25 protein-coding genes, 2 pseudogenes and 1 riboswitch are annotated in these 22,533 nt (G+C 62.9%); of the genes and pseudogenes, 10 read left to right on the top strand and 17 right to left on the bottom strand.

The genetic code is table 11. The features are described 5' to 3' along the window. The first annotated feature begins 9 nt into the window (after window positions 1–9). From ROA7023_RS18060 to ROA7023_RS18045, 4 genes are all read left to right on the top strand, one after another. A complete protein-coding gene (locus tag ROA7023_RS18060; RefSeq protein WP_085880435.1) occupies window positions 10–1,086 on the top strand; it encodes a DUF2793 domain-containing protein in 1,077 nt (358 codons plus the stop codon). Between the two features lie 19 nt (window positions 1,087–1,105). Continuing rightward, window positions 1,106–1,321: a DUF6127 family protein gene (locus ROA7023_RS18055; RefSeq protein ID WP_234992301.1), complete on the top strand. Its 216-nt coding sequence runs from the start codon at window positions 1,106–1,108 to the stop codon at window positions 1,319–1,321. A gap of 148 nt (window positions 1,322–1,469) precedes the next feature. Beyond that, window positions 1,470–2,144: a YcbK family protein gene (locus ROA7023_RS18050; RefSeq protein WP_085880434.1), complete on the top strand. Its 675-nt coding sequence runs from the start codon at window positions 1,470–1,472 to the stop codon at window positions 2,142–2,144. Further along, window positions 2,141–2,398, top strand: coding sequence for a hypothetical protein (locus ROA7023_RS18045; RefSeq protein WP_085880433.1), 258 nt, complete (start codon window positions 2,141–2,143; stop codon window positions 2,396–2,398). The genes ROA7023_RS18050 and ROA7023_RS18045 overlap by 4 nt, the downstream gene beginning before the upstream one ends. A 344-nt stretch (window positions 2,399–2,742) precedes the next feature. On the opposite strand, the gene ROA7023_RS18035 is transcribed toward ROA7023_RS18045, so the two are convergent. The 3 genes from ROA7023_RS18035 to ROA7023_RS18025 are packed head-to-tail and all read right to left on the bottom strand — an operon-like array spanning window position 2,743 to window position 5,792. Continuing rightward, on the bottom strand, window positions 2,743–4,092 hold the full coding sequence (locus ROA7023_RS18035) for a DUF6522 family protein (RefSeq protein ID WP_234992300.1): 1,350 nt from the start codon (window positions 4,090–4,092) through the stop codon (window positions 2,743–2,745). Next, complete coding sequence (locus ROA7023_RS25585) at window positions 4,019–5,191, bottom strand: MRP-like and DUF971 domain-containing protein (RefSeq protein WP_085880430.1); 1,173 nt, start codon at window positions 5,189–5,191, stop codon at window positions 4,019–4,021. Before ROA7023_RS25585 ends, ROA7023_RS18035 begins: the two co-directional genes overlap by 74 nt. Next, a complete protein-coding gene (locus ROA7023_RS18025; RefSeq protein ID WP_085880429.1) occupies window positions 5,178–5,792 on the bottom strand; it encodes a MarR family winged helix-turn-helix transcriptional regulator in 615 nt (204 codons plus the stop codon). Before ROA7023_RS18025 ends, ROA7023_RS25585 begins: the two co-directional genes overlap by 14 nt. Before the next feature lie 85 nt (window positions 5,793–5,877). Here ROA7023_RS18025 and ROA7023_RS18020 point away from each other — a divergent pair, with 85 nt between their 5' ends. Next, on the top strand, window positions 5,878–6,738 hold the full coding sequence (locus ROA7023_RS18020) for a sigma-70 family RNA polymerase sigma factor (RefSeq protein ID WP_085880428.1): 861 nt from the start codon (window positions 5,878–5,880) through the stop codon (window positions 6,736–6,738). 198 nt (window positions 6,739–6,936) lie between these two features. Here the strand turns inward: ROA7023_RS18020 and ROA7023_RS18015 are convergent, their stop codons facing one another. The 10 genes from ROA7023_RS18015 to thiD are packed head-to-tail and all read right to left on the bottom strand — an operon-like array spanning window position 6,937 to window position 14,372. Then, entirely contained in the window at window positions 6,937–7,695 is a 759-nt protein-coding gene (locus tag ROA7023_RS18015; protein WP_085880427.1) for an ABC transporter permease, read from the bottom strand. Next, entirely contained in the window at window positions 7,692–8,375 is a 684-nt protein-coding gene (locus tag ROA7023_RS18010; RefSeq protein ID WP_234992299.1) for an ABC transporter ATP-binding protein, read from the bottom strand. The genes ROA7023_RS18015 and ROA7023_RS18010 overlap by 4 nt, the downstream gene beginning before the upstream one ends. A 50-nt stretch (window positions 8,376–8,425) precedes the next feature. After that, a complete protein-coding gene (locus ROA7023_RS18005) occupies window positions 8,426–9,109 on the bottom strand; it encodes a TenA family protein (protein WP_085880425.1) in 684 nt (227 codons plus the stop codon). Continuing rightward, window positions 9,106–10,053 (bottom strand): ABC transporter substrate-binding protein, encoded by a 948-nt coding sequence (locus tag ROA7023_RS18000; protein WP_085880424.1) that lies wholly within the window; start codon window positions 10,051–10,053, stop codon window positions 9,106–9,108. Before ROA7023_RS18000 ends, ROA7023_RS18005 begins: the two co-directional genes overlap by 4 nt. Window positions 10,054–10,079: 26 nt before the next feature. Further along, window positions 10,080–11,042, bottom strand: coding sequence for a HesA/MoeB/ThiF family protein (locus ROA7023_RS17995; protein WP_085880423.1), 963 nt, complete (start codon window positions 11,040–11,042; stop codon window positions 10,080–10,082). Beyond that, a complete protein-coding gene (locus tag ROA7023_RS17990; RefSeq protein WP_085880422.1) occupies window positions 11,039–11,635 on the bottom strand; it encodes a thiamine phosphate synthase in 597 nt (198 codons plus the stop codon). The genes ROA7023_RS17995 and ROA7023_RS17990 overlap by 4 nt, the downstream gene beginning before the upstream one ends. Further along, the gene (locus ROA7023_RS17985; protein ID WP_085880421.1) at window positions 11,632–12,393 is read right to left on the bottom strand and encodes a thiazole synthase; all 762 of its coding nucleotides are present in this window, start codon (window positions 12,391–12,393) and stop codon (window positions 11,632–11,634) included. Before ROA7023_RS17985 ends, ROA7023_RS17990 begins: the two co-directional genes overlap by 4 nt. Before the next feature lie 3 nt (window positions 12,394–12,396). Continuing rightward, window positions 12,397–12,594: a sulfur carrier protein ThiS gene (gene thiS, locus ROA7023_RS17980; RefSeq protein WP_085880420.1), complete on the bottom strand. Its 198-nt coding sequence runs from the start codon at window positions 12,592–12,594 to the stop codon at window positions 12,397–12,399. Continuing rightward, on the bottom strand, window positions 12,584–13,564 hold the full coding sequence (locus ROA7023_RS17975; protein WP_085880419.1) for an FAD-dependent oxidoreductase: 981 nt from the start codon (window positions 13,562–13,564) through the stop codon (window positions 12,584–12,586). Before ROA7023_RS17975 ends, thiS begins: the two co-directional genes overlap by 11 nt. After that, window positions 13,557–14,372 carry a bifunctional hydroxymethylpyrimidine kinase/phosphomethylpyrimidine kinase gene (thiD, locus tag ROA7023_RS17970; RefSeq protein ID WP_085880418.1) on the bottom strand — a complete coding sequence of 272 codons (816 nt, stop codon included), beginning with the start codon at window positions 14,370–14,372 and terminating at the stop codon, window positions 13,557–13,559. The genes ROA7023_RS17975 and thiD overlap by 8 nt, the downstream gene beginning before the upstream one ends. A gap of 52 nt (window positions 14,373–14,424) precedes the next feature. After that, window positions 14,425–14,522, bottom strand: a riboswitch (TPP riboswitch). Window positions 14,523–15,193: 671 nt separating this feature from the next. Here thiD and ROA7023_RS17965 point away from each other — a divergent pair. The 3 genes and pseudogenes from ROA7023_RS17965 to ROA7023_RS17955 form a co-directional block, all read left to right on the top strand. Continuing rightward, a pseudogene (locus tag ROA7023_RS17965) lies at window positions 15,194–15,715 on the top strand (protein NO VEIN domain-containing protein); the annotation flags it as partial. Between the two features lie 76 nt (window positions 15,716–15,791). Then, on the top strand, window positions 15,792–16,133 hold the full coding sequence (locus tag ROA7023_RS17960; protein ID WP_085880417.1) for a helix-turn-helix domain-containing protein: 342 nt from the start codon (window positions 15,792–15,794) through the stop codon (window positions 16,131–16,133). Further along, window positions 16,118–16,339 (top strand): annotated as a pseudogene (locus ROA7023_RS17955) (protein NO VEIN domain-containing protein); the annotation flags it as partial. The gene ROA7023_RS17960 and the pseudogene ROA7023_RS17955, both read left to right, overlap by 16 nt. Window positions 16,340–16,502: 163 nt before the next feature. Here the strand turns inward: ROA7023_RS17955 and ROA7023_RS23980 are convergent. The 4 genes from ROA7023_RS23980 to ROA7023_RS17940 form a co-directional block, all read right to left on the bottom strand. Then, window positions 16,503–17,573, bottom strand: coding sequence for a hypothetical protein (locus ROA7023_RS23980; RefSeq protein WP_143535626.1), 1,071 nt, complete (start codon window positions 17,571–17,573; stop codon window positions 16,503–16,505). A gap of 132 nt (window positions 17,574–17,705) precedes the next feature. Beyond that, window positions 17,706–18,089, bottom strand: coding sequence for a ParB/RepB/Spo0J family partition protein (locus ROA7023_RS17950; RefSeq protein ID WP_085880416.1), 384 nt, complete (start codon window positions 18,087–18,089; stop codon window positions 17,706–17,708). Continuing rightward, window positions 18,086–19,411 carry a recombinase family protein gene (locus ROA7023_RS17945; protein WP_085880415.1) on the bottom strand — a complete coding sequence of 442 codons (1,326 nt, stop codon included), beginning with the start codon at window positions 19,409–19,411 and terminating at the stop codon, window positions 18,086–18,088. The genes ROA7023_RS17950 and ROA7023_RS17945 overlap by 4 nt, the downstream gene beginning before the upstream one ends. Next, window positions 19,411–19,866: a DUF2924 domain-containing protein gene (locus ROA7023_RS17940; RefSeq protein WP_085880414.1), complete on the bottom strand. Its 456-nt coding sequence runs from the start codon at window positions 19,864–19,866 to the stop codon at window positions 19,411–19,413. Before ROA7023_RS17940 ends, ROA7023_RS17945 begins: the two co-directional genes overlap by 1 nt. A gap of 340 nt (window positions 19,867–20,206) precedes the next feature. Between ROA7023_RS17940 and ROA7023_RS17930 the strand changes: the two genes are divergently transcribed. Beyond that, complete coding sequence (locus ROA7023_RS17930) at window positions 20,207–21,448, top strand: hypothetical protein (protein WP_085880412.1); 1,242 nt, start codon at window positions 20,207–20,209, stop codon at window positions 21,446–21,448. Beyond that, the gene (locus ROA7023_RS17925) at window positions 21,408–22,358 is read left to right on the top strand and encodes a helix-turn-helix domain-containing protein (protein WP_143535625.1); all 951 of its coding nucleotides are present in this window, start codon (window positions 21,408–21,410) and stop codon (window positions 22,356–22,358) included. Before ROA7023_RS17930 ends, ROA7023_RS17925 begins: the two co-directional genes overlap by 41 nt. Window positions 22,359–22,533: the final 175 nt, after the last annotated feature.

The raw sequence follows: 22,533 nt of genomic DNA, 5'->3' as shown, positions 1-22,533 counted from the left end.
GGCCATCCCATGTCTGATACGACTACCAACCTGCTGCTGCCCTACATCCTGGCGGCGCAGGCCCAGAAGCACGTCACCCATAACGAGGCGCTGCGCATCCTTGATGGGCTGATCCAGCTTTCCGTTCTCGACCGTGATCTGACCGCGCCGCCCGGTAGCCCGGCCGATGGCGACCGCTACATCGTGGCGAACGGCGGGACCGGTGACTGGACGGGGTGGGACCTGAACGTGGCGCTGTTCACGGATGGGACCTGGCTGCGTCTGCCGCCCCGGGCGGGCTGGCGTGCATGGGTTGAGAACGAAGGGTTGCTGCTGGTTTACGACGGCTCCGCCTGGATCAGCACGATCCCCGACGTATCGCAGAACATGGCGCTGCTCGGGCTTGGCACGGCTGCCGACGCTGCCAACCCGTTTTCGGCCAAGCTGAACGCGGCACTTTGGACCGCGAAAACCGTCGCCGAAGGCGGGAACGGCGATCTGTTCTACACGATGAACAAGGAGGCTGCGGGCGACGATCTCGGTCTGACGCTGCAGACCAACTTCGTGACAAAGGCGCTGGTCGGCCTGTTCGGGTCGGACCGGTTTCGTCTCGCGGTCTCCACCGATGGCAGCACCTTCTTCGACGGCATGACCGTCGACAACGCCAACGGCATCGTCGACCAGCCACAGCTGCCGCGATTCAAGGCGTACACCGACTACGACAATTATGTCGGCGTCGGCACCTGGACCAAGATCGACCTCAACACCACCGACTATAACGATCAGGGGGATTTCGATGCCGGGACCAGCCTCTTCACCGCGCCCGTCGATGGGACATACCTCTTCGGCGCAACGCTGCTCTACAAGATCAACGCCAGCGCCACTGCCCGCATGCGTGGGCGGCTCGTGCTGAACGGGACTAAAGAAATCCGTGGCTCCTTCGGCGAAATCTCCGCCACCCATGTCTCGCTTGCCACGGCCATCTGGCTGCAGGCCATGGTGCCGCTGACGGCGGGCGATACCGTGGAACTGCAAGGGTATTTCCGGGTCGCCGACGGCTACTTCGCCGCCGATCACACGTCCTTCTGGGGCTGCAAGGTCGGCTGAGCGGTGGGAGGATGATCCGATGACACCACCCCAATACGAGGGCTTCGTGCGCATGCCGGATGCCGAGTTCGAGGCGATCCTGGCACGTGCGGCCGAGAAAGGCGCGAAACGGGCGCTGGCCGACGTGGGTCTCGATGGCGAAGAAGCCGCGCTCGATATCCGGGATCTTCGGTCTCTCTATTGGATGGCATTCGGCTGGTGCGCCGCACCGCCATGCAAACCGCCGTCCGCATGATCACAACCGGCGTGATGCTGGCTCTACTGGCCGGGATCGCGATCAAGCTGAAGATCTTCGGCGGCGGGGCGTAGCCACACGCCTCAACAAGCCACCCGCTCACCCGAACCCGCCCTGATGGCGGGTTCTTCCGTTTCTGGAGGACAACATGACCACGAACTTTTACGACCATTGGCGCGATGTGCCGGAAAGCGCTCGGCGCTGGCCCAACTTTTCGCCCGCCGAAATCGCCTGCCGCGGGACCGGTAAGCTGCTGATCAATGCCCCGGCGCTCGACAAGCTCCAGGCGCTCCGCGACTGGCTCGGCAAACCTCTGATCGTTCGTTCTGCCTATCGCAGCCCGGAACACAACTGCGCCGTCGGCGGCGCGACGCGTTCCAAGCACATGGATGGCGAAGCTTTCGACATCGCTATGTCGAACCACGACCCGGTCGCGTTCGAGGCAGCGGCACGCTCGGTCGGCTTCCTCGGGTTTGGTTTCTACCGGCGCTCGGGCTTCATCCATGTCGATCTCGGCCCGGCACGGCAGTGGGGGCATCGTTTTCCGGTTCGGGCCATTGCCTTCGCCGAGGACATGCAGCTCGCGCGCGAGGTGCTGGCGCAAAGTCGCACCATGAAAGGCGGCGGTGCGGCCGGAGTAGCGACGCTGGGCGCAGCCGGGGTCGAGGTGGCGCAGAACGTACTAGCCGTGACCCAACCCGCGGTTCTGCCGCTGGTGCCATACCTCGATACGCTCCGCTGGGTGTTCATCGCCGTGGCGCTTGGGGGCATCGCCGTTACGATCTATGCGCGGCTCGATGACTGGCGCAGGGCGCAGCGATGATTACCGCCTTGCTGGGCGGCATATCGGCCAGTCCATTTGGGCGAGCGGCCCTGCGGTACGGCGCTGTTGCCCTTGCCATCCTGCTGTTCCTGCTGTCGATCCGCCGCGCCGGAGAGCGCGTCGGGCGGCTCGCGGAACGTCTCGCAACCACGGAGAAAGCCAATGACGTACAACGCCGGATGCTGGAAGCGGCGGCTCGTCGTCCTCGTAATCGCGACGATCTGGTTGACCGGTTGCGTGGGGGTGGGTTTTGAAAATGGCAGTGCAGCGGCATGCCCACCGACCGTAGAATACAGTCAGGAGTTCCAAGTGCGCACGGCTGAGGAATTGGCGCTAATGCCAGACGGATTAGCCGTCATCGAGATGATGGGCGATTATGGGGTCATGCGGGAGCAGGCAGCCGCGTGCCGTTGAGATGGGACTACTGCTCACATGGGGTGCCAAACCCCCGTTAGAGCCTGTGGCGAACCCAGAACAGATGGCGGAAACGCTATCCCGCTATACAAGCTGCCGCTTCACGTTTGGAAACAGCGTCGAAGGAGGCTTAACCAATCCGGCTTTCCGAAAGGCTTGTTTGTTCGAAACTTACGCGGCTATTTCATGCGCGTTGGGTCTTGTCGCGTTGCACGACATCTGTGTGCTCTGAATGCGGATGGTCGAGACGGCTGATTTCACGGAGGTGGTAGTCGCTCTCGCTTTCGCCGTCCTGAGGCCCGCGAGACAGGGCGCCGGCCAGATCGAAGAACCCTTTGCCCGGAAGATCCTCGCGGCCACGACTGACAGCGCGGGCCGCGATGAAGGGGCGACCGGCAGCGGCGTCTTCGCGCATTGTTGCCTCCAGCGCGCGAGTGACACGGCCCACCGAACCGGGCGTCCAAAGCCCAAGTGCCCGCGCAAGCGCGCCATAAGTGACAGGCGCGTCATCGGTGGAAAGCGCCGCAAGATGCGCGCGCACGCGGTCTGCAAGGTTTTGCGCGCGGTCAGCGGCCGCCCCGATCTCGCGGGGGGGCGGAATTTCCCGCGCCGATCCATCGGTCATCACTTCGGCGGCCCAGGCCCGCGCCGTGCTGCGCAGAATGATCCGGGTCTTGCCCGCGTCGGCACCCTCGCCAGTTTCTGTCACACCGACGACGTCGCCGGTTTGCAGCCCCTCGCGCAGCGTCTGCGGCGTCAGCCCAAGCCGTGGCGCCAGGTAGGCGGGATCGACGAGAATCTCTCCATCGTCCCAACCGATCACACCTGGTGGCAGCGGACGGTTCAGAACGGGCGACGGACCGTCGTTCTGCGCGTAGGACCCCCCGTCGTCCCGTGCGTAGAACGGATTGCTGCCCGCTGCATGATCGGTCACGTCCACGATCTCGCGGATCTGCGGAAGTGCTGCGCGCAGCATTTGTTCCACACCCTGTCGCAAGGTGGCGGAGGACGCGGCACAGCCCTGACAGCCGCCGGACATGCGCAGATAGACCGAGCCGCCCGCAACGCGTTCGACTGAGATATGACCGCCATGGGACGCGATGGACGGATTGACCTGTCGTTCCAGCAACTCCTCGACCGCACGCAGAAGGGCGGCATCAGGGGCGGTGTTGGAGCCAAGCGGCGCGTCCGTGGCGTCAAGCACCTGCCGGATCGCCGCGGCGATGGTTGGCTTCAGCAGCGCCCAATCGGTTTGCGCGTCCTTTTGCACCAGGATCGTGGCCTCGGCCACCTCGACCCGTCTTACACCCGCGACGGCAAAAAGCACGCGCGCCAACGGGGCGTCATGCGTCTTTTCCAATCGTCCGGAACGTCCTTCCTGCACTGGGCTGTCCAGAACGAAAGACATGACATCGGCATCGCGCGCCGAGGCCTGCGCGCGGATGCGGCGGTGGGTTTGTTCAGACATCTTCCAACTCCGTGCTACGCATCGTGCGCAGAGATTTGAACGTATAAATGCCGGTGTCATGGCCATCGCTGAAAGCCATGCCGAGGGCATAGTTTCCGACACTCCAGATCCGCGTGATCCGGATGTCGAGAGGCACTCTGTCAGGGATCAAGAGCTGTGCACCTGTCATCTCTTCGCGACATTGCGCGCAAGCGCAGGCAAGGCGCAGATCGCGCGGCGAAAGATGCTGCTCATACCCGTCGGCCCAGCACAACGCGAGCCCCGCCGCATCGTCATCAAGCGCCCGCAGACGGTCGGTCGGCCCGTCCGGCGTAGGCGGTGCCAGAGCCGGTGCGGGCTTTCCGGTGCCGTCGGCCAGCGTCCAGGCGAAGGGGGTGGCGATACCGCCCATGTCGCCTCCCGCGCGCGCCAGCGTCGCCGCGATCTGGGCGTAGGCCATGGCGGCTGGGCTGCCCGGTGCGGCCGTGACGAGCGGGATGCCGTCATCACCGCAATCGACCACGGCAGGGTCAAGCGGCACCTTGCCGAGAAAGGGCACCGCCAGTTCCTGCGCGATCGCCTCGCCGCCGCCCTCATGAAAGATATGCGTGAGGGTTCCGCATGACGGGCAGGTGAAGCCGCTCATGTTCTCGACGATGCCAAGGATCGGCACGTTGACCTGCTCCATCATGCGCAGGCCGCGCCTCGCGATCTTGAGGCTGACGTCTTGCGGCGTGCTCACGACCACGGCGCCTGCCAGCGGGAAGGCCTGAGCCAGCGTCAACTGAATGTCGCCTGTGCCCGGCGGCAGGTCGAGAAGCAGCACGTCCAGCGCGCCCCAGTCCACCTGCCGGACGAACATCTGCAGGTATTTCGTCACCATCGGCCCGCGCAGGATCGCGGGCTTGTCGTCGTCGCTCAGCATCGCCATGGAGATGACCTTGACGCCGTGCGCCTCGGCCGGGATCACCTTGCCTTCGGGCGTCATGGCGGGCTTGTCACCTGCGATCCCCAGCATTCCGGGGATGGAGGGGCCGTAGATATCGGCATCGACGATGCCCACAGCGAGCCCAGCCTGGGCCATGGCCACGGCAATGTTGGCTGTGACAGTGGATTTTCCCACTCCGCCCTTGCCGCTGCTGATCGCGATCATGCGGGGCGCGGCACGTGTGTCAGGCGCGGTCATCGCGTTCTCCCTCGGTCTGTATCCCGCGCGCGGGACCCTGGTAGCTTGCGCATAGCTGGTCGATCTCCTCCGCGGCCAGCTCGGCCGCCATGCAGGCGCAATAGCCGCTGTCATTCGCGGGCGTAAAATGGCTGCAGTCCTGGCATGTGCCGAAGGCTGGCACATCCCTCAGCCCTGCAAGCGCAGACGTCATGCGCGACAGCGTTTGCAGGAAGCGGTCGCGCTCGTCCTCCTGAAGCTGGCCGATCACACCGATCAGATCGCTGAGCGGGTCATGCACCAGCGTCTCGAGGCCCATTGCCGTAAGGTCAAAGCGAACGCTGCGCCGATCCCGGTCGGAGCGTTGACCGGTGATCAGGCCGCGGCGTTCGAGGGTCTTAACGATCTGTGATGCGGTGCCGCGCGTAGTCGCCTGAAAACTTGCGAAGCCCGAGGGCGTGCGGGTACTGCCATTGGCCCGTGCGAAGAACCGCAGGCAGGTCCATTGCGCTGCTGTCAGGCTGGATCGCGGATTTTCGTTGCGGGCCTCGCTACGCGCCGCGCGGCCGACATGGACGAGCAGTTCGGCGATGCGGTTTGGCGTTTGATATTGGTTGATCATGTCTATTTGGTAGCGAAGCGAAACCACTTTGACAAGAGTGGTGGTGAGAGACTAGTTTCGATTCGAATTTAAATGAGTCGTCGTGATGAACAAACATGCTCCGAATTGGGGAACCCATAGCCGCCACGCGCGCAGCGCGAACATGCTGTCGGCAAAGGAAGAGCGCGATCTGGTGCGCGCTTGGCAAGACCATGGCGACGCGCACGCGCGCGACACGTTGATGCGCGCCTTCGCCCCCATGGCCGCGGCAAAGGCCAAAAGGTTTTCGCCAGCCTCCCAGGAGGCAGACCCCGATCTGGTGCAGCAGGCCAATATCGGACTTCTGAAGGCGGCCGACCGCTTTGATCCAGACCGGGGGTTTCGCTTTGCGACCTATGCTGTCTGGTGGATCCGCGCCGAAATTCAGGAATACAAGCGCACCACCTTGTCGATTGTCCGGCGTCCGAATTCCGCTCAGTCGCGTTCGGCGGCCGCGCAGATCGCACGCCTTGACGTCGCGATGAAGGCTGATCCGCAGATCGACCGGGCCGAGGCAGACGCAAGAATTGCCGTTGAAAACGGTGTCACTATCGACCGTTTGGCTGATCTGCGCGCTCAGATCACTGGCAGGGATTACTCCCTGAATGTCCCGGTCCTCGATGACCAGGGAGAAGATCGCCTGGCGCTGCTGGTCGATCCGGAAAGTCTTGACGATCCGGCATCCCTGCACCGTCTGGACACGGAGGTATTGCGTCGCACGCTTGTCGAGGCGCTTACCGATTTGCCTGATCGAGAGCGCAACATAGTCGTGGCCACTCAGCTAAACGACCCACCTGCGACGCTGGATGCTCTGGGGTCGGTCTATGGTATCTCGAAGGAACGCGTGCGCCAGTTGCGCGAACGCGGTTTCGAACGGCTACGCGAGATAATGCGCAAGCGCGATCTGGTGCCGGAGAGTTTCCTGTGACGTCGACGGGATTAAGACCAGCCGTCAAACATCTGCCCTGCTGGATGCCACCAAAGCGGCGTGGGTGGCCGCCGGATCATTGAACCAGCGCTCGCGGGCATCGCTGTGACGGCCTATGCGCGAATTGATGGCTGGAAGCGGGTGCAGACAGGATCGCAGCTTTTCTTGATGGGATTGCTACCGTTTCATAGGCACGCGTCAGGCATACGAAAGCCGCTTTGACGACCACCGGGAAAGTACTTCGACCGTGACCCAGAGGCACAGTGAAAGGCAAGCGAGCACGATCAGAGCTGCAAACATAAGGGCGGTCTGGCCCCGACCGTTCGCCATCAACATCAGATGGCCAAGCCCCTGAGACGACCCAACCCATTCCCCGATGAGCACCGCCAGCGGGCCATAGACCACCGCCAACCGCAGCCCCGAAAGCAGCCCTGGTACCGCATAGGGAAGGCGCAGCAGCAGTGTCTCGCGCCAGCGACCGGCGCCCGACAGGCGCGACAGATCGGCCAGGCCTGGAGGCAGCGCCATCAGCCGGTCAAACAGCGCCGAGGCAATCGGAAAATAGGTGACAAGCGCGATCGTCACGATCTTGGACGGCATGCCATAGCCAAGCCACAGCGTGATCACGGGCGCCAGAGCAAATACAGGCACCGCTTGGGCCACCACCAGCATGGGGCGCAGCAGCCACCGCGCGCGCCGCGACAGGGCCAGCAGCAGTGCGGTCTCGACCCCCAGAAATATGCCGACGGCGAGACCAAGGCTCAGGTTGCCGGCTGACCACAGGGCGTTCTCCCAGATCAATGCTGCGTTGTCCCACAGGGCCTGCGCCACCAGTGTAGGCCCCGGCAGGATAAAGCGCGGCACGCCCGTCAGGCTCACGACCGCCTGCCAGATTGCCAGCGCCACCAACAAAACAAGGCAGCCGCGCCACAGGCCAGACATTGCATGCAGCATCATCCTGCCCCCTGTGCGGCAAGCAGGCGCATCCGCTTCAACAACGCGGCCTGCGCAGAGATGGTGGCTGCGGCCTCGGGCGCACGGGGGGGCATGGTGGGCGGCAGAATGCAGGGCGCGATGCCCGCCCGCGTGAGGATCCATGCAACATCGGCCAGCCGGATCGCCTCGGCCGGATCATGGGTGATAAGCACCACGGTGCGCCCAGCCAAAAGCCCAGCCGCCAAATCCTGCACTGTGTGGCGCGTCATCGCGTCCAGCGCCGAGAATGGCTCGTCCAGCAGGACAACCGCGCGATCTTCGTAAAGAGTGCGCGCAAGGGCGACGCGCTGGCGTTGACCGGCCGAAAGGTTTGCGGGTTTGCGCCTCTCCAGACCACCAAGGCCTACCCGCGCCAGCAAAGCTGCCGCGCGCTCCGTCTGTGCAGGTTCGCCACGCAGGCGCGCACAGATGGTAACATTGTCCAGCGCACAGGCCCATGGCAGAAGCTGGTCATCCTGCGCCATCATCGCCACGCGCGGAGCGATGGGCGCACCGTCCCCGGCCTTGAGCCGCCCTTTCAGGTGTGCCGCGCAAGGCAACCCCGCGATCAACCGCAGCAAGGATGTCTTGCCCACGCCGGACGGCCCCAAAAGCGCGCTCCACCGACCGGCGGGCAAGGTCAGATCGAGGCTGTCGATCAAGAGGGTATCCCCCGCCTTAAGCGATCCGGCCATATGGATGGATGGTGCGCTCACATCGCTGACGGGTCGCGGGCCATGTCCCAGAACCCGATCTCAAGCCTTGTGGCAGTGGCAAACCGCGCCTGTAAAGTCACCGCGCGCGGCAGATCGGCCCAGCCCGGCCCAAGGCGTCGCAAAATCGCTCCGTCGATCAGCGCGCCAACATCCCGGCACAGGGCCTGATACTCCGGCCCGCCATAGGTGGCGCACCAATCGCCGTAGGGTCCGGTAACGTCTTTCAACCGCGCGCCAATTTCGCCGTAACCCAGCACGCAAGGGGCCAGCGCCGCCATCAGGTCCAGAAAGTCGCCGGAATATCCCGCCTCGAGCACATAGCGTGTATAAGCAAGGTTCGCCGCCGCTTCGGGCGTTGTCTCCAGCGTGGCGCGGTCAATGCCGTGGGCGGCGCAGGTTTCCACGTGCAGCGGCATTTCCACATGTACCAACGCGTGCACCGTGGCGCTGGCCGCTGCCATTTCATCCAGCGTATCGGCTTTGGCAGCCGCCAGCGCCCATGCGCGCGCAAAATGAATCAGGAAAACATAATCCTGCCGCAGATAATGCAGATAGCTGTCTTGCGGCAGCGATCCGTCGCGCAAGCCTTCGACAAAGGCGTGATGCGTATAGCGGTCCCAATCCTGCCCCGCGCCCGCACGCCAAAGCGTGAAAGCGCGGCCATAGTCCGGTGCTGTCATTGCGCGGGCTCGGCTGTCACGTCGACCACCAGATCAGCGGCGGCAATAGCTGCATCGACAGCACCCTGGGCGACCAGAAAAGCTTCGAACCGCGTGTAACGGCCATGGTCCACGGCAGCGGGGCGGGTGGCAAAGCGCGGCCAGGTATCGCCCCAGGCTCGTGTGTTCAGTTCGTTGCGCAACTCGGCGCTGGTAGCGAAGAATATCTCACCGGCACCTTCGGGATCGTTCAGGATGTCGGCCGTGGCGCGTTCGGTAGCGAGCAGGAACCGGGCAATCATATCGCGGTTCAAATCCTCGGCCCGGGCGACATAGATCAACTCATCATAAGATGGCACGCCTTCGGCCTCGGGGTAGAAACAGCGCCCTTCAACGCCTTCAATGTCCATCTGGTTCAGTTCGAAATTGCGAAACGCGCCTATGACGCCATCCACTTGACCCGACATCAAAGCAGGCGAGATCGACCAGCCGATGTTGATCTGTTCGACATCATCGCCGGACACGCCGTTATGGGCCAACATGGCCGACAACAGCATTTCCTGCACACCGGCCACGGCAAAGCCCACTTTGCGTCCTGCCAGATCGGCAACCGATTGCACCGGTCCGTCGGCGCGCACCACAAGACAGGTCAGCGGCGTTTCGATCAGCGTGCCGACGCGCACCAGGTCCAGCCCTTCGCGCCGGTTCAGATGCAGTTCGGGTTGATAGGACACCGCAAGATCAACCCGCCCCGCCGCAACCATGCGCGGGGGATCGTTGGGATCGGCGGGGGTGACCAGCTCCACCTCAAGCCCCGCTTCTGCGAAGTACCCCAGTTCTTCAGCCAGGATAATCGGTCCGTGATCGGGGTTGATGAACCAATCCAGCATCACGGTCATTTTGTCTTGGGCAAAAGCGGGGGTGACCATCAGGGAAAGGGCGGCCGTGGCAAGAAGGTGTTTCATTGGTGTCTCCGGTTCAGGGTTTGGGATCAAGGATCGGGCAGCGCCAGCAGCGCGATATCACCTGCCCAACGGCTGCGCAGAGCGGTACAGGCGTGATGGGCGCGCAGGCCGGTGCGGCAGGCCAGGACGATCCGTGTGCCGTGGGGAGGCAAGGCCAGATCGGGCAAACCTTCGGGCGGGATATGGAGGGCGGTTGCGCGGAAGGGGGCGGGAACCTCGCTGCGCAGGTCGATTACCAGATCCTCGGGCGTGATCTGGCTGGTGGCGATGAAGGCTGCGGGGGTGTCAGGCTCCGGCGCGCTGTCAAAGCGAAAGCCTGACATGCGCCAGCTTGCGGCGTCCAATATCATCATCTGGCCCAGGGGCGAAGGCACCATATCCAGCAAAATCGCCAATGCCATTTGAGCCTGCATGGCTCCGATCATGGCCACCACGGGCCCCAGCACCCCGGCGGTTGCACATGTTGCGGCACTGCGCGGCAGATCGGGGAAAATGGCGCGCAACGATGGCGCCGTGGCACAAAAGCCCCCCACATAGCCCGAAAGACCAAGGGCCGAGGCGGAAATCAAGGGTTTGTCAGCAACAAAAGCGGCGTCCGATAGCGTAAAGCTGGCGGCAAATGTGTCGGCGCAATCCAGAACCACATCGACCTGGTCGACCAGAGCGGGCGCATTGGCGGGGGTCAGCCATTCGACCAGCGGGCGCATGGCGACATCGGGGTTGAGCGCGGCCAGCGCTGCGGCGGCAGCCTGTGCCTTGGGACGGCCGATGTCCTGCATCCGATATAGCGGCTGACGGTGCAGGTTGCTCTCAGTCACCTCGTCGCCGTCAATCAGGGTGATCGTGCCAACCCCGGCGCCTGCGAGATATTGCAACACCGGCACGCCAAGGCCACCCGCTCCGGCCACCAGAACATGGGCTGTGCGCAAGCGCGCTTGGCCTTTTGCGCCCACCTCCGGCAGGGCAATCTGTCTGGCATAGCGGTTCATGCTGTTGCCTTCAGCCAGGCCTGTATCCGGGCATCAGGGTCGGCGTTCAGGGTGATATCCGTCACCGCCGCCACCGTATCGGCCCCTGCGGCAAAGGCACCCGGCGCGCGTTCCACCGACATGCCACCGATGGCGCACAGCGGGATATCTCCAACTAGGGATTTCCATTCGGTCAGCCGATCAAGGCCCTGTTCGGTCCATTTCATCTGCTTCAGAATGGTCGGATAGACCGGGCCCAAGGCGATATACTCAGGGGCCAGTGTCACAGCGCGGTCCAGTTCCGCATGGTCATGGGTCGAAACCCCAAGCTTCAGGCCTGCGTGGCGAATTGCAGCGATATCGGCGGTGTCCAGATCCTCTTGTCCCAAGTGCAGCCAGTCGGCGTCCAGCTCAATCGCCAGTTGCCAGTGATCGTTGATTACCAGCGCCGCGCCATAGTGACGGCAACAGGCCAGTGCTGTGGAAATTTCGGCGCGCAGGATCTCATCGGGCTGCCCCTTGATGCGCAACTGCACAAGCCGCACCCCAAGGGGAACGGCCCGCACCACCCAATCGGCGCTGTCGAAAACGGGGTAAAAGCGGGGCAGTGTCATAGCCATGCCTTTCCAATGAGGGGGGTTGAAGGTACGGCCATGTCGCGCATGCCCATCGGCCCGGATGTGGCCGCCAGCGCGCCCGCCTGCACGGCCATGGCAAAGGCGCGCGCCATGGCGGCCGGATCATCCGCCTCGGCCACGGCGGTGTTCAGCAGGATCGCGTCATACCCCAGCTCCATCGCCTGCGCCGCATGGCTGGGCAGGCCAAGACCCGCGTCGATCACCATGGCCACATCGGGAAAGGCCGCGCGCAGGGTGCGCAACCCGTGAATGTTGTTCAGCCCCATCCCCGATCCAATGGGCGCGCCCCAGGGCATCAGCACCCGGCAGCCCGCATCAACCAGCCTTGCGGCCAACACCTGGTCTTCGGTGGTATAGGGGAACACCTTGAACCCATCGGCGCACAAGACCTCGGCGGCCTCCAGAAGGCCGAAAGGATCGGGTTGCAGCGTGTCGGCATTGCCGATCACCTCGAGCTTGATCCAGTCGGTCTGGAAATATTCGCGCGCCATCTGGGCGGTGGTGATCGCCTCGCGCGCAGAATGGCAGCCGGCAGTGTTCGGAAGCAGATGCACACCAAGGCCGCGCACCATGTCCCAGAACGCTTGACCCGCACCGCGTTCGCGCCGCAGCGATACCGTTGCGACCGATGCGCCGCTTTCGCGGAATGCAGCCTCCATCACCGCTGGCGAAGGAAAGCGCGCCGTGCCCAGCATCATTGGCGTTTTCAGGGTTTCGCCATAGAAATCGCGCATGGCTCAGCCCCCCTGCATCGCTGTCAAAACCTCAAGCCGATCAGCGGGCGACAGGGCGGTGCCGTCGCGCGCTGCCGCAGATACGAAGGTGCCGTTCAGTGCCGTTGCGACCCGCGCCTCTCCCAAACCCAGTTCAGCAAGCGCCTCGCCCACATTCGTCGCGGCGACATCGCGCTGTTCGCCATTCACTTCAATCTTCATCAAACAGATCCCCGGTCTTGCCAGTTAAAAGGTATTCGGCGGCTTGTTCCGCCAGCGCCGGTGCCATCAGAAAGCCGTGCCGGAACAACCCGTTCAGGTGCAAAATACGCCCCCTGCGGAGCACGCGCGGCACATGGTCGGCAAAGGCAGGGCGCAGATCAGCACCCATTTCGACGATTTCGGCCTCGGCAAAGCGCGGGTCCAACGCATAGGCGGCTGACAATAGCTCCAGCGCCGAGCGCGCCGTCACCCTGCCTCGCGCAGAACTTTCGATCTGCGTTGCACCCAGCATGAACAATCCATCCGCGCGCGGCACCACATATAGCGGATGGCGTGGATGCAGCAGGCGAATGGGCCGCGACAAGGCAATTTCGTCCGAGTGCAACACGATCATTTCGCCCCGCACGCCGCGTAGCCCCGGCAAATCATCCGCTGCTGCCAAGCCACGGCAATCGATCACCGGGCCGCTCAGGGTTGCAGGCTCGGCCTCGCCGATTTCGACAACGACACCGGCATCCAAAAGTGTTCGCGCCAGATCAGACAGTGCCAGTCGGGGATCCAGATGCGCCTCTGCGGCAAAGAACAGCCCGCGCCGGTGCTGTCCCGAAAGATCGGGTTCAAGCGCCGCAATCGCAGCCGCATCGCAGGCGGTTTTGCCGTCGGTCCGCGCGGCAAATCGGTCCAGCTCGCGCCTGTCCCGCTCTGGCGCGAGGACAAGTGTGCCATTTCTGGTCACGCGGGTCACGTCTGCCCAGAGATCGGCCGCTTCACGCCCGTGGACAACCACCGGCAGCTCGGCCGTGGCACCTTCGCAATCGGGGGCCAGCATCCCGCCAGCCCACCACGAACAGCCGTGCGGCCCCGGCGGCCCGGCCCGGTCGATCAGCCGGGGGGTCAGGCCGCGTGCCAGACAGGACCGCGCCGCCCAAAGGCCAGCGACCCCCGCGCCGATAATGGTAACATCACTCATCGGGCCAGACCGCATGGAAATGGTGGACCGGGCCATGTCCACCACCAATGTTCAATCGGTCTGCCGCGGCTATGGCGCCTTGCAGATAGGCATGGGCGTCGCGCACCGCCTCAGGCAGGGGCGCACCGCGCGCCAGCCCGGCCGCGATAGCCGCCGACAGGGTGCAGCCGGTGCCATGAGTGTTGCGCGTGGCGTGCCGTTGCGCCGACAGCCGTAACACGGCCTCGGGCGTGACCAGCAGATCGACACAATGCGCCCCGTCGCCATGGCCCCCTTTCATTAGCACCGCCCGCGGGCCCAGTGCCAGGAGCGCACGGCCCTGTTCCAGCATGGAGGGTTCGTTCACAGCCTCGGGCGTGTCGAGCAATCGCGCCGCCTCGGGCAGGTTCGGGGTCAGCAGGTCGGCGAGCGGCAGCATACGTGCGCGCAGTACTGAGACCGCATCATCGGACAAGAGGGGGTCGCCAGATTTCGCCACCATCACAGGATCAAGAACGACCGGTGCCGCGTACCCGGCCAGACCATCGGCGACGGCGTCAATCGCATCCGGCTCGCCCAGCATTCCGACCTTGATTGCTCCGATCACCAGATCGTCAAAGACCGCGTCCATCTGGGCCCGGATCATCGCCGGAGCCACCGCCGCCACCGCAGTGACAGCTCGGGTGTTCTGCGCAGTGATCGCGGTCAGGACGCTGGCGCCATAGACGCCCAAAGCACTGAAGGTCTTGAGGTCGGCCTGAATCCCGGCGCCCCCGCCACTGTCGGATCCTGCAATCGTCAACGCCTGAAAAGCCACACAAGCCCCCATTCAAAACAAGGGCCAAAAGCGTGGGGATACGGTATATGAAAAGCTGCGATTGCCACAGCTTTGCTCCGTTCCCTACGCCGGCATGACCCGGATCAGGTTCGATGGGTCGGCTTTCGCCTCTCAGCCTTTACGGCACCCCAACGGATAAAAGATTCTTATCTCCAAGGGCGCAGCAAGTCAAATCGATTGGCTGGAGGAGACATGTTGGGCGATAGAGATGAGGTCGATGCAAATTCTCCTTTAACGGCCACTACCTGTGCCAAGCTGATGGTGTCGATGTCCATGTTGATGGAGGGGGCTCCACCGCAAACTGCATCATTGCCGAGCTTGATGAGGAAGAGACGGCAATATTCGGCGCCGAAATAGATAATAAAATAACATCAATATCTTACGGGCCGGATAAGGTTCGACGGAGGTCGCGTCCGCTCCGCCACTTGCACATCGCGAACCCGAAACGAGGCCCTCACGCGGGCCTTTTTTCTTTTTGGTTCAAAGGGCGTTGGCAGGGCCATCCGCCCTTCGGAGACTGTACGCTTGACGCGGAATGGGTCTCCGAATGGCCTGCGTCTCTCTTCGAGCGCCCCTCGACGGCCACAGGACGGCGTAAAACATCCTCGCATTTTCAATGGGTTGCCGTGTTCATAGGTTCGCCCCGTTCGCGAAATAATCCGGTGGCGGAGACCGACACGAAGGCCCAGGGCGGTCAGAAGGACGGCTCCGTGGCGGCCGATCCCGAAGTCAGGCGGCAACGTTCGAAGCGAGCCAGGACGCTGCCGGAAGTCTCTGATGACAAACAGACTTCGTGCCCATAGCCTGGCGCAATGTCGAACGGGCCTTGGACGGATGAAGAGAACGACCTGATCGTCGCGGATTACTTCGCGATGCTCGCCGATGACATCTCCGCGCGCCGCTACAGCAAGGCCGAACACCGCCGCGCGCTCCTGCCGCTTCTGAACGACCGGTCCGAGGGGTCCGTCGAGTTCAAGCACCAGAACATCAGCGCGGTTCTGAAAGGGCTCGGCGAGGACTGGATTCCCGGCTACAAGCCGGCCTTCAATTTCCAGATGGCGCTGGTCGATGCGGTTGCTCGCTGGCTGGCGCTGAACCCGGCCTGGCTCGGGCGCCAACCGGGGCTTCGACCCGCCGCTGGCCTACGCGAGGCGGCGCAGATCTGGATCGGCCCGCCACCGACGCTGTCGAACCAGCCGCCGCCGCAAGAGCTGGACCAGATGCTGCACATCGCCCGCAAGTTCGACGTGGCGGGCCGGGACGAGCGCAACCGGGCCCTCGGCCGCGCGGGCGAGGAGCGCGTCCTGGCGCGTGAGCGGTCGGCGCTGCGGTCGGTGAGTTCCATCGTGAAGCGCAACACCACGGGCGGATGATGTATCCGTCTGTCTGGAAACGGAGAACGGTGTTGCCATGTCAGGATACAACCACCTCACGGCCGAGGAGAGAGATCGGCTTGCGGCTCTGATGGCCGACGGCCGGTCCCTTCGGGCCATCGGCCGGGCGCTCGGTCGGGCGGCTTCGACCCTCTCGCGCGAGATCGGGCGCAACGCGCTCGACAGCGGCGCGTACCGACCGCACGTCGCCGACGGGGCGTACATGCTGCGGCGGCAGCGCGCGGCGGTTCTGGAGACGGATGCGAAGCTCGCCGCCTATGTCACGGACCGATTGGCCGAGGGCTGGACGCCGGAGCAGATCGCCGGACGGCTGCGCCTTGGGATCGAGACAGGCCTGCGGGCGGTCTGCCCCGGCTGATCGAGGTCAAAACGACGAATGGATGGGAGCGCACGCCCTTCCACATCAGCCGCAACGAGCTGGCCGTGGCCGAGGAGCGGCGGTCGGAATGGCGTCTGTTCCGGCTGTGGAATTTCTCCCGCGAGCCGAAGGCGTTCGAACTGCATCCGCCGCTGGACGCGCATGTTTCGCTGACCGCGACGACGTTTCAGGCGAGCTTTCACTGAGGCTCAGTCGAACACCCGCATCGACTGCTACTCCGACATCAGAGACGCGACGAGGCACAGGTCGTAGATGCTTGTCGTGCTGTGCCCAAGATGAAGGACCAACTCCTCGGTGACGTACTGCGGAGATGTCCATCCTCGACCAACCATATGTAGATTAACGTGATCAATGGGATGGCCAAGCGAAGCGGAAGTATCGGACATAGTACTGATCGTATAGGTACTTCAGGTCATCCTCCCAGTCCGCGATTGCGTCGTCATACCCACGCGATGGCATTTTCTTAAAGTTCTTCGCCAGTGAGGCGATGTGATAGGCCATTTTTTTCAATCTTAGTGAGCTCTTTGGTTCGCCCCATTTCCTTAGCTCGGCGACGCTCTGGTATGGCGGCAGTTGCCCTGAGAAACATCGATCCAATATCATCCATCTAGACGACTCGGGCAGGCCGTCAGTTTTGCCCACCGTGTACCCGAGGATCTTTAGATAACTGATTTCCTGGCGTTCAAAATTCCCGCCGCCAGATCCAGATCCGACATCAGTGGAAGGCCATTTAAAGGCCTCTATTTCTGGAAATTCCTGTATCCGACGCTTCCATTCCCTCTCAATGGCGAGGACGATTAGAAGGTGTTGATCACGCTTCGCGCCGGAAGAGCCAGCTGCGCCAAGTGTATTTGACTTCCACAGCTTGAGCAGCTGGTCGTTATCCTTCGATGGTATCGATTCGCGGATCTTCTGGCCACTACCAAATAAGTCAATCTTTGTGGCTCTATTGGAAGGATTGGGAGCCTTGACCTTCCTTTCGGTTCGCTTTTTCTTGTTCTGCTTCTCCGCCTTCCGTTCAGCTTTGTGCCTCGCCTTTTCAGTGGCCTTCAGTTGCTTTTCGCGCTTCGCCTGCGCTTCTGCTTTGGCCTGTTCAGTCTTTTTAATGATTGATGCAAAGTGCCGATCATAGAATGCGCGAATTTCGTCTTTATGCCGAAGAACAGTGGCGCCCTTGAATGTTAGGCCCATCTTATAAAAGGGATCATTATTTTCCTTGGCTAACCAATTCTCGGCGATCATTTGAAAAATACAGCGAGAGAATAGCCACCTGAACTCATCACAGTTTTCAAATCCGCTTTCTTGCAGAAAGTCTGCAGCAACCGTCTTCCAGGAAAGTGGGTCATTGGCGACAGAGAGCAGGATAAATTCGCACAGCCCTTGTACTGTTTCAAAGTTGAGTTTGAGCTGTTTAGTCATTTTGATTTACTGATTTCTCTCTTCTTGTTCTCCAGCCACGAACGAGTCCGACGTGCGTATCAGGGGGCACGGTAGCTTGCCGAGTTCGAGTGGTCAATAACGGTGATCGCGTGGCTAAGAATGCTCGAAATACTATTCGAACACCCGCTCCGGCTGTTCGTGCCACGGCAAGGCCGCGACATCGGTCAGTTTCAACAGGGTCACGGCGGGCACCTCGCGCTTGTAAACCAAGCGCTTGACGACCCCCGGCGCGAGATAGGCGAGCCGCAGTTGTCGGCTGACATGGCGTTCGGCCAGCCCCACGGCTTTCGCCAGATCGGTGACCGTGTTGAACTCGCCAGCCTCCATGCGTCGCCGCCAGCCCCACGCCCGGCCGATGGCGCGCAGGATATGCGGATCCTGCGTCCGGTCTTCGCTGGGCAGATAGGTGGCGGGCGGCATGATCTTCGGCCGCCCGTTCTGCTTGCGAACCTTGAGCGGCACGAAGATCTGGATGGACTCGTCGTGTTTTATCATTCCGCCGCCACCTTCTTTCGTGGGGCCATCATGTCGCGCATGACGCCCGAGACGCCGTCGGTCCGGACATCGATCACCAGCCCCTCGGACGTCACGGTGACCCGGCGCACCAGCAACTGCACGATCCGGGTCTGCTCTGCAGGGAACAGCTGGCCCCAGACGTCATCGAACGTCTGCAGCGCGGAAATCACGTCGGCCTCGGCGAAGGCGTGACCCTCGCGCGCCAAATGGGCAATGACCTGTGCCGTGATCGAGGGCGCGCGCATCACCCGCCGCAACTCGGTCACCACTGCCGCTTCCACGAGGTCTGCAGGAAGCCGTCGCGGGATGCCCTCATCGCTGGGTTCCCGATTCTTGATGACGTCCATCGAGACATAGTACCGGTATCGCCGCACCCCCTTCTTCGTGCTGCTCGGAGTCATGGCGGCGCCCGTGGCCGTGAAGATCAGCCCCTTGAGCAACGCAGGCGCTTGCGCGCGACTGTTGTTGGCCCGCTTTCGCGGGCTTTCCCGAAAGATGGCATGGACCTGATCCCACAGCCGCTCATTGATGATGGCCTGATGCTCGCCGGGATAGGCCGTGCCCTTATGGACCGCGTCGCCGCGATAGACGCGGTTCATCAGCACCCTGTAGAGATATCCCTTGTCGACCAAGGTTCCCTGCTTGTTGCGGAACCCTTTGCGGCGCAGTTCGCGGGCTAGCACGGTCGCTGAGCCGACCTCGACGAACCGTTCGAAGATGCCCCGCACGGCGGCGGCCTCTTCTTCGTTCACCACGAGTTTGCGGTCCTTCACATCGTACCCGAGCGGGACATAGCCGCCCATCCACATGCCCTTCATGCGGGAGGCGCAGACCTTGTCGCGGATGCGCTCGGCTGTGACCTCACGCTCGAACTGGGCGAAGCTGAGCAGGATGTTCAGCGTCAGCCGCCCCATGGACGTCGTCGTGTTGAAGGACTGCGTCACCGACACGAAGGTCACGCCGTTCCGGTCGAACACCTCGACCAGCTTCGAGAAGTCCATCAGTGACCGCGACAGGCGGTCGATCTTGTAGACGACCACCACATCGATCAGGCCGTCCTCGATGTCGGCCAGAAGCTGCTTGAGGCCGGGCCGTTCGAGCGTCCCGCCCGAGATGCCGCCGTCGTCATACTGATCGCGGACCAGCACCCAGCCCTCGGAGCGCTGGCTGGCGATGTAGGCCTCGCAGGCGTCTCGCTGGGCGTGCAGGCTGTTGAATTCCTGCTCCAGCCCTTCCTCGGAGGATTTGCGCGTGTAGATAGCGCAGCGCTGGCGGCGAATTGGAGTTGCGCGTTGATCCATCAATCATTCCCCCGCTTTCGTTCGCGTAACCCGAAGAAGCGGTAGCCATTCCAGCGCGTCCCGGTGATCGCCCGCGCAATCGCAGACAAGGATTTGTAGGGTCGCCCCTGCCACTCGAACCCGTCCCGCAAGACCGTGATCGTGTGCTCGACCCCGTTCCATTCGCGGATCAGCCTCGTGCCGACCACGGGATTTCGAGGATCGGCGATCTGGCTCTTGCGCGTCAGGGTGCCGCCGACCTCGTCGGCCAGAAGGTCCAGCATGCGCCGGGTTTGATGATCGGGGCCGCCATACGTCAGCTCCTGAATGCGGTAGGCCAACCGGGTCTCGAGGAACGCTCGGCTGTTGTTCGGTGCCGCTGTGTCGAAGATCGTCTGCCACTCCGACTTCAACTGGGTGACGGACATGGATTTCAGTGAGGCCAGGCGCGCGGGGATGGGGTCGGGCTTGTTCATGCGTTTCTCCGGTGAGTTGGAGTTGCATGACGGCGTTGGTCGTCGGGATAGTGTAGGCAACTTTCTCCAGTATCGTCAGATAGTTCGTGCCCACCCGGCACAAGCAATCGAACCAGCCCGAGCGCCAGCAGGCCGCACAGTTCGGCGCGGCGTTCGGCGGCGGTCATCTGGTCGGGCGGGAGCGCGTTGGGGCGTTTCATGACATGGGCCTTGGGTCAGTGGTCTCCTATGACCTCTACTCACCCGCATCGAAAACTGTCCCGGCCGATCCCGCAAAGGTTGAAGAATCGCGCGCCAGAACATAGCAAGAACACCGGCCAAGAAAGAAAGGGGATTCGTCATGGCTGGCAATTTGAAGAAGTTCGTGAACCCCCGGTTCATCAAGACCATCGATCTCGCTCTGATGAAGCCGTTACTGGCGCGACACGAAGGCAAGTACAAAAGCTTTTCCGTCGACCTGCTGGACCAGGAGGAAGGTGCCGCGCGCGAGGATCTGCAGACGCTGTTGACCGGTGCAGAGGAAAGCTATCCCGAAGGACTGCGCGGCGATCTGCACCGCATCGCGGAGCTGGGTGACGCACGTGGCCTTGAAATCATCCAGACGCAAGCGAAGCGTCAGGGCATCGATTTGTTCCCGGACATGAAGACCGGCGACGAGGACGCGCCCAACAAGGGGCACGAGCCAAAGCATATCGCCGTCCGGGTGTTTCTTGAGCATCCCGACCTTTTCGACGCGGCCGCCGACCACATGGCGATGCTCACCGCCGATCGCCTGCATGAGTATGCCGGGCGGGAACGCGGCGTCGCGATCGATCTGAAGGCGGAAAAGGTCGAGGCGTTCCGGGCGGCCGTCGCCGCGCTGTACCGTGACGCGTTTCTGGGCGATTACTGCCGGGTGGGGGACTACGAAGACGGTGACGAGATCAACTTCGTGGTCAGTCACGGCTCCATGGTCTCGACAATGCCGGTCGTCGAGGGCCAGCAGGAGCGGGTCATCAGCGTACGGCAGATTTCCCATGCGGTGCTTCGTTATTCCGAGAACACCGGCATGCTGCGGCTGGCCCGGATCCGGAAGGCGCATCAGGCCGAGATCGCGGAACTTTTCGCATCGATCATTCTGGAACGGCCCGGCTTCTTCGGCGGCGACGACGCGCAGGATCTCTATACCCTGCGGCCGGTCGAACAGGTCGGTCCGGGTTTCGCTTTCGACGCTGCCTATGATCCGCTGATCGAGAAAGTGCTGATCATCGAGGCGGCGGCCGATCTGATGGCGCCCGGCAAGAACGGATATCCACGCGTGGTGCGCACGCTGCGCTCGCGGGATCTCGGCGGTGACGCGCTCCGGCATTTCGGCAGCACGCCGGCGTCGTTCAGCGGTGCATGGCGGTTGGGCGAGCTCGTGTTCCGGATCCTGTTCAAGGGCGAGGGCAAGCGTCAGCCGCAGGTGACGGTCAAGATCAGGCCTCCGGGCGTGGTGCAGTTCCGCCGGACCCAGCACGAGGCGCGGGTGATGACCTTGATCGAACGGAACGGGCTGACGAATGACCGAGACGATTTTGCAGTTATTGACGCGGCTGAGTGAGGCTGGCGACGACGCAATCTTTCCGGGTGAGCTCGCTGCACCCTTCTTTGGCCCGGTCTTTGACCGGCTGCTGGCGAAACGTGTCCTCGTCGAGCAGGCGCCACTCACCGATTGGGAGGTCTGCGATGCCTGCGAATGCGGTTTGCCCTTTCGGCCGATCCGGAAAGAGGGCGATGGATTTCGGGCTGAATGCCCGCTCGACCGCCGACAGGACATTGATCTCACGAAGGACGATATGCGCGTGTTTCGCATCGGCGCCGACGCGCTGGCATCCCTGATTGGCGCCGCTGCGGGATTTGGCGTTTCCCCAAAGCTGGCGGCGGAGAAGATCTGGCGGCTCGGCGATACGCCATCGGGGCGCGCAGTGTTTCTTGCGCTGGAGACTGCAGCCTTGACCGTCAACGGCATTGGCGCATCGTTGCGCCAGGCGGCGCAGGGCTCGTACATCACGATCCTCGCACCGAATTTGCCAGCGGAGGCTGCGCGACGACACTACGATGCGGGCGTTTATCTGATCAAAACCCTCGAGGTGATGAAGCCTGCCTCGAATGCCCTCGGCGCTGCAATTGATGATGCCGCACTGGTGCCGGTCCCGCTGGCGCCCGTGCTTCGCGTGCGAAGGGCAACGGCCGAGTTTCAATGGGATGGTCGCTCCGTCATTCTGTCGCGCCAGATATTTCCCGTGTTCGAGCGCCTGCTGGAAAAGGCGATGTCGCGCGATCAGGTCGCCTCCCAATTCCAGATCGAGGGTACGACAGCGCGCGAGGCCAAGGATCTGATCCGCGAGTTGCGCGACGCGTTCAAAGCTGCCGGACTCACCGATGCCGAGAGCAAGGCACTGATCGTCACCGTGCGCGGCCGGGGTTATCGGCTTGGCGTCGCCGCTGCCAATATCGTGATTGAAGGATAAACGAAGCACAGGTCACTGTTCATTGTGCGGCGGGATATTTCTCATTCTCCTGAATCGGTGACCTAACCCCTGCCAACCCATTTTACGGCCTCGATTTTCACAATGCCGCCGCAAAATCTCGTAGACGTCCCTGTCTAATCTCGTCGTTACACTAAACAGGCCCACATGCAGGGTT

Source organism: Roseisalinus antarcticus (assembly GCF_900172355.1).
Classification (GTDB): domain Bacteria; phylum Pseudomonadota; class Alphaproteobacteria; order Rhodobacterales; family Rhodobacteraceae; genus Oceanicola; species Oceanicola antarcticus_A.
This window is presented reverse-complemented; position numbering and strand designations above follow the sequence as displayed.

Bases quoted from the DNA above. Each gene is read 5' to 3' on its own strand.
- ROA7023_RS18060 (WP_085880435.1), top strand. From the start codon at position 10: ATGTCTGATACGACTACCAACCTGCTGCTGCCCTACATCCTGGCGGCG.
- ROA7023_RS18055 (WP_234992301.1), top strand. From the start codon at position 1,106: ATGACACCACCCCAATACGAGGGCTTCGTGCGCATGCCGGATGCCGAG.
- ROA7023_RS18050 (WP_085880434.1), top strand. From the start codon at position 1,470: ATGACCACGAACTTTTACGACCATTGGCGCGATGTGCCGGAAAGCGCT.
- ROA7023_RS18045 (WP_085880433.1), top strand. From the start codon at position 2,141: ATGATTACCGCCTTGCTGGGCGGCATATCGGCCAGTCCATTTGGGCGA.
- ROA7023_RS18035 (WP_234992300.1), bottom strand. From the start codon at position 4,092: ATGGCCATGACACCGGCATTTATACGTTCAAATCTCTGCGCACGATGC.
- ROA7023_RS25585 (WP_085880430.1), bottom strand. From the start codon at position 5,191: ATGACCGCGCCTGACACACGTGCCGCGCCCCGCATGATCGCGATCAGC.
- ROA7023_RS18025 (WP_085880429.1), bottom strand. From the start codon at position 5,792: ATGATCAACCAATATCAAACGCCAAACCGCATCGCCGAACTGCTCGTC.
- ROA7023_RS18020 (WP_085880428.1), top strand. From the start codon at position 5,878: ATGAACAAACATGCTCCGAATTGGGGAACCCATAGCCGCCACGCGCGC.
- ROA7023_RS18015 (WP_085880427.1), bottom strand. From the start codon at position 7,695: ATGATGCTGCATGCAATGTCTGGCCTGTGGCGCGGCTGCCTTGTTTTG.
- ROA7023_RS18005 (WP_085880425.1), bottom strand. From the start codon at position 9,109: ATGACAGCACCGGACTATGGCCGCGCTTTCACGCTTTGGCGTGCGGGC.
- ROA7023_RS18000 (WP_085880424.1), bottom strand. From the start codon at position 10,053: ATGAAACACCTTCTTGCCACGGCCGCCCTTTCCCTGATGGTCACCCCC.
- ROA7023_RS17995 (WP_085880423.1), bottom strand. From the start codon at position 11,042: ATGAACCGCTATGCCAGACAGATTGCCCTGCCGGAGGTGGGCGCAAAA.
- ROA7023_RS17990 (WP_085880422.1), bottom strand. From the start codon at position 11,635: ATGACACTGCCCCGCTTTTACCCCGTTTTCGACAGCGCCGATTGGGTG.
- ROA7023_RS17985 (WP_085880421.1), bottom strand. From the start codon at position 12,393: ATGCGCGATTTCTATGGCGAAACCCTGAAAACGCCAATGATGCTGGGC.
- thiS (WP_085880420.1), bottom strand. From the start codon at position 12,594: ATGAAGATTGAAGTGAATGGCGAACAGCGCGATGTCGCCGCGACGAAT.
- ROA7023_RS17975 (WP_085880419.1), bottom strand. From the start codon at position 13,564: ATGAGTGATGTTACCATTATCGGCGCGGGGGTCGCTGGCCTTTGGGCG.
- thiD (WP_085880418.1), bottom strand. From the start codon at position 14,372: ATGGGGGCTTGTGTGGCTTTTCAGGCGTTGACGATTGCAGGATCCGAC.
- ROA7023_RS17960 (WP_085880417.1), top strand. From the start codon at position 15,792: ATGTCAGGATACAACCACCTCACGGCCGAGGAGAGAGATCGGCTTGCG.
- ROA7023_RS23980 (WP_143535626.1), bottom strand. From the start codon at position 17,573: ATGACTAAACAGCTCAAACTCAACTTTGAAACAGTACAAGGGCTGTGC.
- ROA7023_RS17950 (WP_085880416.1), bottom strand. From the start codon at position 18,089: ATGATAAAACACGACGAGTCCATCCAGATCTTCGTGCCGCTCAAGGTT.
- ROA7023_RS17945 (WP_085880415.1), bottom strand. From the start codon at position 19,411: ATGGATCAACGCGCAACTCCAATTCGCCGCCAGCGCTGCGCTATCTAC.
- ROA7023_RS17940 (WP_085880414.1), bottom strand. From the start codon at position 19,866: ATGAACAAGCCCGACCCCATCCCCGCGCGCCTGGCCTCACTGAAATCC.
- ROA7023_RS17930 (WP_085880412.1), top strand. From the start codon at position 20,207: ATGGCTGGCAATTTGAAGAAGTTCGTGAACCCCCGGTTCATCAAGACC.
- ROA7023_RS17925 (WP_143535625.1), top strand. From the start codon at position 21,408: ATGACCGAGACGATTTTGCAGTTATTGACGCGGCTGAGTGAGGCTGGC.